The sequence below is a fragment of the Burkholderia sp. SRS-W-2-2016 genome (assembly GCF_001931485.1).
GTDB lineage: Bacteria > Pseudomonadota > Gammaproteobacteria > Burkholderiales > Burkholderiaceae > Paraburkholderia.
In genome coordinates this window covers 21,531-35,280 of the sequence record NZ_MSDV01000057.1, presented here as the reverse complement: position 1 = coordinate 35,280, position 13,750 = coordinate 21,531, and the positions used below count along the sequence as shown (strand labels likewise).

10 protein-coding genes are annotated in these 13,750 nt (G+C 64.2%); 4 read left to right on the top strand and 6 right to left on the bottom strand.

Annotated elements, in window-relative coordinates; all coding sequences use genetic code 11:
• The first annotated feature begins 222 nt into the window (after window positions 1-222).
• From BTH42_RS24675 to dinB, 4 genes are all read left to right on the top strand, one after another.
• Window positions 223-771, top strand: a complete 549-nt coding sequence (locus tag BTH42_RS24675; RefSeq protein ID WP_075303792.1) for a cytochrome b — start codon at window positions 223-225, stop codon at window positions 769-771.
• Window positions 772-864: 93 nt separating this feature from the next.
• A complete protein-coding gene (locus BTH42_RS24670; RefSeq protein WP_075303791.1) occupies window positions 865-1,440 on the top strand; it encodes a YceI family protein in 576 nt (191 codons plus the stop codon).
• A 49-nt stretch (window positions 1,441-1,489) separates the two neighbouring features.
• Window positions 1,490-2,068, top strand: coding sequence for a YceI family protein (locus BTH42_RS24665; RefSeq protein WP_075303790.1), 579 nt, complete (start codon window positions 1,490-1,492; stop codon window positions 2,066-2,068).
• A gap of 321 nt (window positions 2,069-2,389) precedes the next feature.
• Window positions 2,390-3,556: a DNA polymerase IV gene (dinB, locus tag BTH42_RS24660; RefSeq protein WP_075303789.1), complete on the top strand. Its 1,167-nt coding sequence runs from the start codon at window positions 2,390-2,392 to the stop codon at window positions 3,554-3,556.
• A 104-nt stretch (window positions 3,557-3,660) separates the two neighbouring features.
• Here the strand turns inward: dinB and BTH42_RS24655 are convergent, their stop codons facing one another.
• The 6 genes from BTH42_RS24655 to BTH42_RS24630 all read right to left on the bottom strand — a co-directional run bounded on the left by BTH42_RS24655 (window position 3,661) and on the right by BTH42_RS24630 (window position 13,602).
• Window positions 3,661-5,007 carry an MFS transporter gene (locus BTH42_RS24655; RefSeq protein WP_075303788.1) on the bottom strand — a complete coding sequence of 449 codons (1,347 nt, stop codon included), beginning with the start codon at window positions 5,005-5,007 and terminating at the stop codon, window positions 3,661-3,663.
• Between the two features lie 379 nt (window positions 5,008-5,386).
• A complete protein-coding gene (locus tag BTH42_RS24650; RefSeq protein WP_075303787.1) occupies window positions 5,387-6,862 on the bottom strand; it encodes a heavy metal sensor histidine kinase in 1,476 nt (491 codons plus the stop codon).
• The gene (locus BTH42_RS24645; RefSeq protein WP_042328199.1) at window positions 6,859-7,545 is read right to left on the bottom strand and encodes a heavy metal response regulator transcription factor; all 687 of its coding nucleotides are present in this window, start codon (window positions 7,543-7,545) and stop codon (window positions 6,859-6,861) included. Before BTH42_RS24645 ends, BTH42_RS24650 begins: the two co-directional genes overlap by 4 nt.
• An 87-nt stretch (window positions 7,546-7,632) precedes the next feature.
• Window positions 7,633-9,198: an efflux transporter outer membrane subunit gene (locus BTH42_RS24640; protein WP_075303786.1), complete on the bottom strand. Its 1,566-nt coding sequence runs from the start codon at window positions 9,196-9,198 to the stop codon at window positions 7,633-7,635.
• On the bottom strand, window positions 9,195-10,418 hold the full coding sequence (locus BTH42_RS24635; protein WP_075303785.1) for an efflux RND transporter periplasmic adaptor subunit: 1,224 nt from the start codon (window positions 10,416-10,418) through the stop codon (window positions 9,195-9,197). Before BTH42_RS24635 ends, BTH42_RS24640 begins: the two co-directional genes overlap by 4 nt.
• 16 nt (window positions 10,419-10,434) lie before the next feature.
• The gene (locus BTH42_RS24630; protein WP_075303784.1) at window positions 10,435-13,602 is read right to left on the bottom strand and encodes an efflux RND transporter permease subunit; all 3,168 of its coding nucleotides are present in this window, start codon (window positions 13,600-13,602) and stop codon (window positions 10,435-10,437) included.
• Window positions 13,603-13,750: the final 148 nt, after the last annotated feature.

Sequence of the window (13,750 nt, the reverse complement as noted above, 5' to 3'; positions counted from 1 at the left end):
TCGGCCCGGATAATGGGTTATGTTGGCGCTCGCGCGAGGCACCCGCGAGCTTGTTGTTCGGGCCACAAATTACCACAGCGCCAGGTCGCGCGCGAAAGCCTTTCAATTGCATTAGCGTCACGGCCACAACAATCTGTTCCCGCGTGCCCGCCTAGTCGGTTTTATTTGGCATCCCTACTATCCGCATTCCCACGCGGCCTTTTCCAGCAACGGACCAACACGATGCAAACACAAGCTTCCGCGCGCTATCACGGCGCAGCCATCGCACTGCACTGGCTGATCGCCGCGTTGATAATCTGCGGCTTCTATCTCGGCTGGATCATGACCGACATCCCCGGCTTCACGCCGACCAAGCTCAAGTACTTCTCGTGGCACAAGTGGATCGGCGTGACCGTGTTCGCGCTCGCGCTGCTGCGCGTGCTGTGGCGCGCGACCCACCGCGCGCCGCCGCTCGATGCCGCGACGCCCGCATGGCAGAAAGCCGCCGCGCATGCGGTGCACGGCGTGCTGTATCTGCTGATGCTGGCCATTCCGCTGTCCGGCTATTTCTATAGCTCCGCGGCCGGCATTCAGGTCGTGTATCTCGGCATCGTGCCGCTGCCGACCGTCATCGGCCCCGACCAGGCATTGAAGGCCACGCTGCGCACGGTCCACGTGCTGCTCAATTACACGCTGCTTGCACTGGTCGCGATGCATGTACTGGCCGCGCTCAAGCATCAGTTCATCGATCGCGACGGACTGCTCGCGCGGATGGTGCCGTTTCTGAAATGAATAACAAATGTCACATTGGCTACGAGTCGTTGGCAATCAAATTCCTCGCGGTGAGCAATGCAACCGCGCGGCTCGGATAGGATGCGTACCACTATGAAAACACCCTTTTATCTCTCCGCCCAGCGCGCGGCATTGGCTTCGGTCGCGGTACTCGCAATGCTCGGCGCGAACCTCGCGCATGCCGACGTCGACCTCGCGAAAAGCACCGTGATCGCGACCACCAAACAGATGAACGTGCCGGTCGACGGCAAGTTCAGAAAGTTCTCCGCGCAGCTGAACTTCGATCCGGCCAAGCCGGCCGCGGGCACCGCGAACATGTCGATCGACACCGCCAGCTACGACCTGGGCGCCGACGACTACAACAAGCAGGCGCAAGGCAAGGAATGGTTCGACAGCGCCGCGTTCCCGACCGCGACCTTCGTGTCGAGCGCGATCGCGCCGGCCGGCGGCAACCAGTACAAGGTGACCGGCAAGCTGACGATCAAGGGCAAATCGCAGACCGTCGTCGTGCCGGTGACGATCGCAAGCCAGGGCGCCACGCAGACCTTCGACGGCGCGCTGCCGATCAAACGCACGCAGTTCGACGTCGGCACCGGCGAATGGAAAGACACGTCGGTAGTCGCCGACGAAGTCGTCATCAAATTTCATCTGGTCGCGGCAAAGAAGTAACGTCCGCGCAAGCAACACCGTCTCACCCTCTGATATCTGGATATCGACAATGAAAAAAACCTTCGTTCTCGCCGCGGGCGCACTCGCCGCCGCACTGTCGTTCAACGCGATGGCCGCCGACACCTACGTGCTCGACCCGTCCCACACCGCACCGAGCTTCGAGACCGACCATATGGGCGGCGTGTCGGTGTGGCGCGGCAAGTTCAAGAAGAGCAGCGGCACGGTGACGCTCGATCGCGCGGCGAAGACCGGCACGCTCGACGCGACGATCGACCTGAACTCGGTCGATATCGGCAACGACAAGCTCAACAAGGAACTCGTGTCCGAGCAGTTCTTCAACACCGGGAAATTCCCGACCGCGACCTACAAGGGCACGCAGATCCGCTTCGACGGCGACACGCCGGTCGAAGTGATCGGCACGCTGACGATGCATGGCGTGACCAAGCCGGTCAATCTGAAGATCGAGTCGTTCAAGTGCATCCAGCACCCGATGCTCAAGCGCGAAGTGTGCGGCACGGAATCGACCGCGACGTTCAATCGCGACGACTTCGGCATCGACTGGGGCAAGTCGTATGGCTTCAATATGAAGACCACGCTGCATATTCAGGCTGAAGGGATCAAGCAGTAATCAGACAGTCAACGCGTTATCGCGCGGTTGCGGCGCTCGGGAAGCCGCCGCAACCGTGTCGCGCAGTTCCGCTCTCCAGCGCTCGCCGCCTTTCCGACCTCCCCCGCATTCCGCCGACTTTCGCAGCCCGGTCACGCCTGCGCGACCACGCCACGGCCGCAGCGAAACGCTCCTCGGGTTACTCACTCCCGCGCCCTTGCCACAAGGTACTATTACGCCTTGGCGCACCGCCGCGCCCGCACCACGCGCCGCAGCGCCTGCCGCCGCGAGAGCGTCAACCACCGCTACCCAGTCACCGCCGCAACCGTCACACCGCCCGTCATGACCGCCCCACTCCGCCGCATCGCGCACCTCGACATGGACGCGTTCTACGCGTCCGTCGAACTGCTGCGCTATCCGGAGCTGCGCGGCCGCGCGGTGGTGATCGGCGGCGGCCGCAACAGCGCGCCGGAGATTCTCGCGGACGGCAGCAAGCGTTTCGCGAAGCTGCGCGACTACGCGGGCCGCGGCGTCGTTACCACGTCGACCTACGAAGCCCGCGCGCTCGGCGTGTTTTCGGCAATGGGCATGATGAAGGCGGCCGCGCTCGCGCCCGACGCGATCCTGCTGCCGACCGACTTCGACTCGTATCGCCACTACTCGCGCCTGTTCAAAGCAGCGGTCCGAACCTTCACCGAGCGCGTCGAAGATCGCGGCATCGACGAAATCTATATCGATCTGACCGACGTGGCGGGCGAGCCGGCCGACATCGGCAGCCGCATCAAGCAGGCGGTCAACGAGGCCACGGGCCTGACCTGCTCGATCTGCATCGCGCCGAACAAGCTGCTCGCGAAGATCGGCTCCGAACTCGACAAGCCCGACGGCCTGACCCTGCTGACCCCGGCCGACATCGCGCTGCGGGTCTGGCCGCTGCCGGTGCGCAAGGTCAACGGGATCGGCCCGAAGGCCGCGGAAAAACTCACCGCGCTCGGCCTCGCGACGGTCGGCGATCTCGCCGCCGCCGACGCGGGACTGTTGCAGGACAACTTCGGGCGCAGTTATTCGGCGTGGCTGATGCAGGTCGCGCAAGGTCACGACGAGCGGCCGGTGGTGGTCGAATCGGAGCCCAAATCGATCAGCCGCGAAACCACCTTCGAGCGCGATCTGCATCCGCGCCATGACCGGCCGGCGTTATCGAGTGCGTTTACGGGGTTGTGCGTGCGCGTCGCCGACGATCTCGTGCGCAAGGGCTACGTGGGGCGCACGGTCGGCATCAAGCTGCGTTACGACGATTTCCGCACCGTCACGCGCGATCTGACGCTCGACGAACCGACCGCCGACGCAACCGAAATCCGTCGCGCGGCGACCGAATGTTTGCGCAGAGTGAAGCTGGATCGCAAGCTGCGCTTGCTGGGTGTGAGGATCAGCACGTTGACGTCGGCCAGCGAGCAGGCGCTGAAGCCGCGCCTGCCGGTTCAGGCCGACCTGCCCTTCACGAGCGACGAATAAGCGGTATCGGCGAACACCCCGCCGCCTTCGCGCGCGCATTCACACTTGCACGCGCGGCCGCCGCGGGGTGTTCGTCCAGGCCCAAACCCTTCAACGTCCGCCGCTCAAGCCGGATCGGCTACCGACGCCGCGCTGATCGCGTTACCGGAAGGCGTACGGCGCACCTTGATCAGACAGACCGCCAGCATCGCAATCGCGCCCGGAACCGCAATCGCGAAGAAGTTCTGCTGCAGCGGCAGCGACTGGCTCACGAGGATGCCAATCACGATCGGCGCCAGAATCGCACCGCTTCGTCCGACACCCGATGCCCAGCCGATACCCGTCGAACGCGCGGCATTCGGATAGAACTGGCCGGCGAACGCGTAGGTGACGATTTGCGTGCCGATCGTCGACGCGCCGGCGAGACCAACGAGGAAGAACAACACCGGGGTGGGCACCTTGAACCCCAGCAGGCTGATCGACACCGCGGCCAGTCCGTACATCACGATCAGCACGTGCTTGATGTTGAAGCGGTCCGCGAGCCATCCGCCGCCGATTGCGCCGATCATCGCGCCGAAGTTCAGCACGAGCACAAACGTGAGCGCGGAACCGAGGCTGTAGCCCGCCGTTGCCATCAGTTTGGTCAGCCACGAACTCAACGCGTAGACCATGAACAGGCACATGAAAAACGCGATCCACAGCATCACGGTGCTGGTGCCGCGGCCATCGGCGAACAGTTGCCGGATCGGCGAGCCGGCTTTCGCGCTCCTATCGTGAAGCGCGAAGCGGTCGCCCTGCTGCGGGACATAGGCCGGGTCGATTTGCGGAAGGATCTGTTTCAGCTTCGCGTCGCGCTGGTTGTTCACGAGGAAAGCCAGCGATTCCGGCATCAGCTTCCAGATGAACGGCGCCAGCAACGCGGGAATACCGGCGGCGAGAAACACCGACTGCCAGCCATAACGTTCGATCATCGCTTTGCCGACCAGCGCCGCCAGCATGCCGCCCACCGAATAGCCGCTGAACATCAGCGTGACCATCAGGCTGCGGATTTTGCGCGGCGAATATTCGGTCATCTGCGCCACCACGTTCGGCATCACGCCGCCAATTCCGAGGCCCGCGAGAAAGCGCGCAATACCGAACGTCACGGGATTGCTGGTCAAGCCCGCCACCGCGGTGAAAATGCTGAACAGCAACAGACAGATGACGATGGCGGGAACGCGCCCTATGCGGTCCGCGATAGTGCCGAGAAAAACCGCGCCGAGCATCATGCCGAGCAAAGCGGAACTCACCATGAAGCCGGCGCTGGTTGCCGCGACGCTCATGTCGCGCATGATCGACGGCAGCGCAATGCCGACGACCGCGAGATCGTAACCGTCGAAGATGATGATCAGCGCGCACCAGAACAGCAGCAACAGATGGAATTTACCGAAGCGGGCTTCGTCGCAAAGCTTTTGAACATCGAGGTGGCGCATGATGTCTCCTTTCATGCATGGTTTAAGCTCGGATGCAAATGAGCGCGGCTCCACGCACCGATGGCGTGAACCGGAATCAAGATTTATCTGAATGCGCGAACCTGACCGGCGCGGTGCAGTCGTGGATTTATTCGTGTAATAGCGGGCTCAGGATAGGCGAAGCGCGGAAGCAGCGTCCAATACTGTTTAAGTGTCGCTTGATACCCTGATGAGATGGAACATCCGCTTAATATCGAGCGGAATGTCACGCGCGGCTGGGCGGATTATTTTATTTAACGTTCGCGCGAACCATATTCTCAATGCGCTTAATAAATTAAAACGCGTCGATATTGCGCCGACGGAACAAGTCCGTGGTCAGGAAATCGGCGGCCTGATGAATTCAGGCAGACTTGCCTTTCGCGAGTGCCGAATAGGCGGTATCGGCGGCCACATTCGTGTTGGCAGTCGCACGCAGCGGCGGCACGTCGCCCGCCCCCGCCGACAAAGGCGCGGCCACCGAGAACGAAAACGTATTGATGCCGTTCGCGCTCTCCGCGGACACGGTGCCGCGATGCATCTCCGCGATCGCCTTCACGATCGCGAGGCCGAGCCCGTGATTCTCGCGGCTATTGGTGCGCGAGACTTCCGCGCGATAGAAGCGGTCGAACAGATGCTCGAGAATTTCCGGCGCGATCGGCGCGCCCGGATTCGCGACGATCACCCGCACCTGGTCGCGCATTTCGCCCTCGCCGCGGGCGATCGTCACGCTGATCGTCGCGCCCGGCTCGCAATGCTGGATCGCGTTCATCAGCAGATTGGTGCACGCGCGGCCGAATAGCGAGCGGTTCACGCGCGCGAACGCGTCGCCGCGCAATTGCGCATGCACGCGTGCCTCTTCGAGCGGAATCTCCAGAAACTCCAGCGTATGCGCGACTTCCGCCGCGAGCGACGCGTCGATCAGCCCGGTCGCGCGTTCGCCCTGATCGGCGCGCGCGAGGAACAGCATGTCGTTGATGATCGCGCGCATCCGCTCGAATTCCTCGAGATTCGATTGCAGCGTGTGGCGTAGATCCTCGACCGAGCGGTTGCGTGTCAACGCGACCTCGGTCTGGCCGATCAGGATCGTGACCGGCGTGCGCAGTTCGTGCGCGACGTCCGCGTTGAACGATTCGAGCCGGCCATACGCGCCGTCGAGCCGTTCGAGCGCGCCGTTAAAAGAGTTCGCCAGATCGTTCAGTTCGTGCGGCAGCGACGCGGTATTCAGCCGCTGCGAGCGATTGTTCGGACTGACCGCCGACGCATCGCGCGTGAGCCGCGTGAGCGGCGCGAGGCCGAGGCGCGTGACCGAATAGCTGAGCAGCAGCACCGCGAGACTGCCGAGCGCGGACAGCGCGGCGAGCGCCGAGCCGAACACGCGCATCGTGCGCAGATTCGGCGAATAGCTGACGGCGACCTGCAACTGCATCGGCGGACGCTCGCCGTTCGGCCGCACGGTGACCGTCGAAGTCAGCATGTCCGCGCCGCCGCCGGCCGGCGCGATGCGCGTATAACCGCCGGGCCAGCTCTTGACGACCGTGCCTTCGACCGGCCTGCCGAAGTTGAAACCCGGATCCATGCTCGACACCGAATACACGGTGCTGCTGTCGTGCGGCGTCATGTCGGTGAGCTTTTCGCGCACCATCCGCCATTTGTCCGGCGTGACCGCGTGATAGACGATGATGCGGGCGATCTGCGTGCGATCGTCGAGCGACTCGCGCAAGTGATGTTCGAGCTGCGTACGCAGCACCAGAAAGAGCCCGGTGCCCACCAGCGTGAATACGAACAGCGCGACCAGCGCGAACATCGACGCCAGCCGCCGCGCGATCGAACGGTTCATGACGATTCAGCCTCTTCGCGTACTTCGAGCACGTAGCCCATGCCGCGCACGGTATGCAGCAGTTTCGACGGGAATGGGCCGTCGAGTTTCGCGCGCAGTCGTTTGATCGCGGTTTCGACCACATTGGTATGGCTGTCGAAATTGACGTCCCACACCAGTTCGGTAATCGCGGTCTTCGACAGAATATCGCCCTGGCGGCGCGCGAGCACGCTGAGCAACTGGAATTCCTTCGCGGTCAGATCGAGCCGCACGCCGTCGCGGGTCGCGCGCCGGCCGATCAGATCGACGAACAGATCGCCGACCGAAATCAGTGTGGATTCCTGAGAACGCGTGCGGCGCGCGAGTGCATGCAGCCGCTCGACCAGTTCGAGAAACGAAAACGGTTTGGTGAGGTAGTCGTCCGCGCCTTCGCGCAGGCCGCGCACGCGGTCGTTCACGTGATCGCGCGCGGTCAGCATGATGACCGGCGTCGACTTGCGCATGCGCAGCGCCTTCAGCACGCTGAAGCCGTCGCGCTTGGGCAGCATCACGTCGAGGACGATCACGTCGTAATCGAATTCGGTGGCCAGATGCATGCCTTCCTCGCCGTCGAGCGCGACGTCGACGACCCAGCCCTGCTCTGTCAGACCGGAGCGTAAGTAGTCGACTACCTTGTGCTCGTCTTCAACGATTAGCAATTTCATGCGCGTACCTTTCTGTGCATTATACGAAACGCCCCGTTTTTCTCAGGCTGCCGCAATGGCCGCCGTGCGCTCGCGCGGCGACTCCATTCAGCGCGCCGGCGCGGGCGTCCGCGCGGGCTCGGCGCTGGTCGCCGCCGCGGTTTGCGCCCCGCTCGCTTCAGGCGCGACACTCGCCACATTTGCCGAATCCGCCGCCACGTGAGCCGCATTCGCATCGTGCGCGTTCGCGGCACTGCCCTCATCCCCACCCGTCCACCCGCCGCCGAGCGCCTTCACCAACCCCACCGACAACGTCAACTGCTGGCCATGAATCTGCACTTCCTGGCGCTCGCTCGTCAGCAGCGATTGCTGCGCGTCGATCACGTTCAGATATGCGACGAGGCCGCCCGAATAGCGATCGTTCGCGAGCGACAGCAGGCGCCGCGCATCGTCGACCGCCTCATGCGACTGCCGTGCCGCGCCGTCGAGCACCGACAGCCCGGTAATGCCGTCCTGCACCTGCTGGAACGCGGCGAGCACGGTCTGCCGGTAGTTCGCCTCGGTCGCCTTGTAGCCCGCGCTCGCGTACTTCACGTTGGCCGCGCGCCGCCCGCCGTCGAACACCGCCTGGCTGAGCGTCGCGCCGAGCGTCCACATCAGCGTCGGCGCGCTCAGCAGATTGGCGAACTGCGTGCTCTCCCAACCGATCCCCGGCGTCAAAGTCAGGCTCGGAAAAAACGCGGCTTTAGCCACGCCGATCTGCGCATTCGCGGCGGCCATCGCGCGTTCGGCCGACGCCACATCGGGCCGGCGTTGCAGCACGTCGCTCGGCACGCCGAGTGCAATCGCCGGCGCCTTGATGTCGAGCACCTGCGGCGCGATCGCGAACTGCGGCGCCGGCACGCCAACCAGCGCGGCAATCGCATGCTCGTATTGCGCGCGCTGATTGAGCAGCAACTGCGCCTGCACGCGGGTCGAGTCGAGTTGCGATTTCTGCTGCAGCACGTCGAGCCCGGACACCGCGCCGAGATCGTGCTGCGCGTTCACGTAGTCGAGCGCTTTCTGTTGCAGCTTGACCGACTGATTCAACACGTCGATCTCGGCGTCGAGTTCGCGCAGCGAGAAATAATCGGTCGCGACATCGGTGCTCAATACGAGGCGCGCGTTCGCGAGATCGTCCGCCGATTGCTCGGCCGACGCCTGCGCCCCTTCCACCTGCCGACGAATCCGGCCGAACAGATCGGTGTCGTAGCTGATCGTCGGCCCGAGCTGGATGTTGTTCTGCACCGTCGACTGGGTCGGCGTCGCGTAGTTGGTCAGCGGCCTGTCGTGCGAAATCCGGAAGCGCGACGCCGACGCGGCGAAGTCCACTTCGGGCACGCGCTGCGCGCTGACGTTCGCGAGCGTCGCCCTCGCCTGCTCGTAATGCGCGCTCGCGGCCGCGAGCGTCTGGTTCTGCGCGAGCGCCTGAGTCTCCAGCGACGCGAGTGTCGGGTCGGCGAAACCGCTCCACCAGTCCGGCGCGAGCGGCGCATGCGACGGCGCGGCGACCCGCCAGAACGAATCGGTGTGCCACTCGGGCGGCACCTCGGCCTGCGGACGCTGATAGTCGGGGCCGACCGTGCACGCGGACAGCAACGCGACGCCGGCCAGAGCGGTGAGCGCGAACCTCACGACGCCCCCTTGCCGCTCTTTTGCGGCTGCACCTGCACGTGATCGCCGTCGGCGATCGAATCGCTCGGGTTGATGATGATCCGGTCGGTCGGCTCGATCCCGCTTTCGATTTCGAGCGTCTGTCCAAGGTCCTGCGCGATCACGACCTTGTGCAGATTGACCTTGCCACTAGCATCGACGACCGCGAGGCGCGGACCTTCCGCGCGGAACAGCAGCGCGTTGCCCGGCACGGTCAGGTGCGCATGCGCGGTGGCCGGCACGGCGACCTGCACGTACGCGCCGGGGCGCAACCGGTCGTCGGGATTGGGCAGCGTCACCTCGATCTGCAACGACCGCGTCGGCACATCGATCGCGCCCGACATGTGGGTGATCGTGCCGTGGAACTGCTGGCCCGGCAGCTCGGCCTGGGTGACCACGACCTTCTGCCCGACCGCGACGTTCTGCGCGTACGCCTGCGGCAACTGCACATAGACCCGCAGCGGGTCCGACTGCGCGAGCGCGAACAGCGCACGGCTGGTGCCGCTGCCCGCGTCGATCAGATCGCCGACATCGACGTTGCGCTGCGTGACCACGCCGGTAAACGGCGCGACGATCCGCTTGAACGATTCGAGCTGCTGCAAGCGCTTCACGTTCGCATCGGCGGCGGCCAGATTCGCGACGTCCTGCGTGTACGTGCTCTGGCGTTCGTCGAGTTCCTGTTGCGATACCGCATCGCGTTGGCGCAACTGCTGCCAGCGCTCCAGCGAGCTTTTCGCGAGCGCGAGGCTCGAACTGGTCTGCTGCCGCTGCGCCAGCGCCTGCGCAAGTTCCTGGTCGATTTCGGGCGTGTCGAGTTCGGCGAGCAGTTGACCCTGCTTCACGCGCGCGCCGATATCGGCGTACCAGTGCAGCAGATAGCCGGTCGAGCGCGCATAGATCGGCGACTCGACATAGCCGCGCAACGTGCCCGGCAGCAGCGAGCTGCCGCCGCTGTCGGTCTGCGTCGGCAGCACGATGTGCACGTATTGCTGCGCGTTCTGCTGCGTGCTCGCCGCGACCTCGCGGCTTTGCATCACGTTCGCGATCACCGTGCGCAGCGCGCCGAGCGCCAGCAGGATCAGCACGATCAGGACTGCGATCTTCGCGCGCTTCCATTCGCGGTGGCGCGGCGGCAGCAGGTGCTCGCCTTCCTCGGTTTCCCGCGCGGGGATCGCCAGCGATGCATGAGTTTTTTCTGTCATCTCAATCAACCATCGTTTAACTTTTGTGCGGGCCGCCATCGCCGTTGCGACGCCGCGCGAGCCACGAATGAATGCCGGCGAACACGACCGGCACGAAAAACAGCGTGGACACCGTCGCGAACAGCAGGCCGCCGATCACCGCGCGGCCGAGCGGCGCATTCTGCTCGGCGCCTTCGCCGAGCCCGAGCGCCATCGGGATCATGCCGATGATCATCGCGAACGCGGTCATCAGCACCGGCCGGATCCGGCTCGCGCCCGCTTCGAGCGCGGCGGTCAGCGCCGGCGCGCCGGCGGAGAGCCGTTGCCGCGCGAACGCGACCATCAGAATACTATTGGCGGTCGCGACGCCCATCGTCATGATCGCGCCGGTCAGCGCGGGCACGCTCAGGTGCGTGCCGGTCAGAAACAGCATCCACACGATGCCGGCGAGCGCGGCCGGCAACGCGCTGACGATGATCAGCGGATCGATCCACGACTGGAAGTTCACGACGATCAGCAGATACACCAGCACGATCGCCATCGCGACGCCGAGCCCGAGGCCGATGTACGAGCTGCGCATCGTCTGCACCTGGCCGCGCACGGTGATCGTGCTGCCGCGCGGCAGCGATGCGCGCGCCTGATCGACGAGCTTGTCGACCTCACGCGCGACGCTGCCCAGATCGCGCTTCTCGACGCTCACGTACAGATCGATCACCGGCCGGATGTTGTAGTGCGACACCTCCGCGAACTGGCTTTTCGGCGCGATCCGCACGAGGTTGCCGAGCAGCTGCGACGGCCCGCTCGACGAACTCGACACCGGCGTGCGCAGCAGATCGTCGATCGACGCGACCTGGTACTGCGGCGTCTGCACCTGCACCTTGTACTCGACACCATTGCGGTTGTTGATCCAGAAGCCCGGCGACGTCTGCGAGCTGCCGGACAGCGACACCAGCACGTTCTGCGCGACGTCGTTCGCGCTCAGCTTCAGCTGCTGCAAACGCGTGCGGTCCATATGCAGATCGAGCACCGGTTCGTCGAGCTTCTGCTGGATGTGGGTATCGACGGTGCCGGGAATCAGCCGGACCTCTTTGAGCAGCTTGCGGGCGACGTCGAAATTGCCCTGCTGATTGGCGCCGGAAATCTGCACGTCGACCGCGGCGGGCAGCCCGAAGTTGAGAATCTGCGTGACGATGTCGGCCGGCTGGAAGAAGAACTCGACGCCCGGGAAGCGCTGCGGCAGGATCGTGCGCAGCTTGTCCATATAGACCTGCGACGGCTGGTGGCCTTCGTTCAGCGCGATCTGGATTTCGCCGTCGAGCGTGCCCATCGTGCCCGAGTTGCTGTACGACAGGTTGATGCCGCTATACGGCAGCCCGAGGTTGTCGAGGATCGTGCCGAGATCTTTGGCGGGCACCACTTCGCGAATCACCTGCTCGACTTCGTCGGCGAGGCGCGCGGTTTCCTCGATCCGCGTGCCGGTCGGCGCGCGCATATGCAAACGGATATCGCCCGCGTCGACGTTCGGGAAAAAGTCCTCGCCGAGCGCGAACGCGAGGCCCATCGACAGCACGCAGAACGCGAGGAACAGGCTGCCGAACAGCTTGCGGCGCACCAGCAGGCTGCTCAGGATCATGATGTAGCCCGCGCGCATCCGCTCGAAGCCGGCGTCGAAACGGTGATAGAGCCGCATGAACAGATTCGGCTTCGCACCCTCCTTCGGCTTGTGCGCGTGGCCCATCAGCAGCATCGCGAGCGTCGGCACCAGCGTACGCGACAGGACGTACGACGCGAGCATCGCGAACACCACCGCCTCCGCGAGCGGCACGAACAGATAGCGCGCGACGCCGGTCAGGAAGAACATCGGCACGAACACGATACAGATACACAGCGTCGACACCAGTGCCGGCACCGCGATTTCGCCGGCGCCGTCGAGAATCGCGTCGTGCAGATTAGTGCCTAAATGCAGGTGCCGTTCGATGTTTTCGATCGTCACGGTGGCGTCGTCAACAAGAATGCCGACCGCCAGCGCGAGACCGCCGAGCGTCATGATGTTGATGGTCTGGCCGAGCGCGTGCAGCGCGAGCAGCGACGCGAGAATCGACAGCGGGATCGAGATCGCGATGATGCAGGTGCTGCGCCAGTTGCCGAGAAACAGCAGGATCATCGCGGCGGTGAGCGCGGCGGCGACCAGCGCCTCACGCACCACGCCCTGCACCGCCGCCTTCACGAACACCGACTGATCGAACAGCGCGGTGATCTGCAGATCGGGCGGCAGCGCGGCGCGCGCGCCCGGCAACAAACCCTTCAGCGTATCGACGATCGACAGCGTCGACGCATTGCCGTTTTTCAGAACCGACATCAGCACGCCGCGATGGCCGTTCTGCCGCACGATATTGGTCTGCGGCGAGTAGCCGTCGCGCACGTGCGCGACTTCGCGCAGATAAGTGGTCGCGCCGTTGACGGTGCGCACCGGAATATCGTTGAGCCCTTCGATGGTCTCCGGCGAACCGTTCATGTTGACCGTGTATTCCTTCGGGCCGATCTTCGCGGTGCCGGTCGGCAGAATCAGGTTCTGCGCGTTGAACGCGTTGACCACGTCGGTCGGCGTCAGCCCTTTGGCGAGCAGCGCGCGGGTGTCGAGGTCGACCGAGATCAGCCGCGACTTGCCGCCGTACGGATACGGCACGGCCGCGCCCGGAATCGTCACCAGTTGCGGACGCAGGAAGTTCAGCGCGGTGTCGTTCAGATCCTGCTCGGAGAGCTTCGGACTCGACAGGCCGAGCTGGATCACCGGAATACTGGAAGCCGAGTAACTGATCACCAATGGCGCGGTCGCGCCCGGCGGCATCTGCTTGAGCTGCGCCTGCTCGACCGCGACGGTCTGCGCGATCGCGGTCTGGATATTCGCATTGGGCTGCAGAAACACCTTCAGGATCGCGATGCCGGGCAACGACTGCGACTCGATGTGCTCGATGTCGTTGACCGTGGTGGTCAGACTGCGCTCGTTGACCGAGGTCATCCGGTTGGCCATGTCTTCGGCCGACAGACCGGTGTACGTCCAGATAATGCTGACCACCGGAATATTGATTTCGGGCAGCACGTCGACGGGCGTGGTGAACAGCACGAAGGGCGTCGCCAGTACGATCAGAATCGCCATCACGATGAACGTGTATGGCCGCTTAAGCGCTACGTTGACGATCCACATTGAAACGGGCCGGAGAGGAGTGCGGGAAAGGAGGAATGTGTAATTCTGCCCGTATGCTAGATCGGTAGGACCAACGCCTGCATGGCACGAAAATGGCGAAATTGTCAGGAAGGTTTTTGTAAGTATTAATACGCTTTTATGCGTCCGG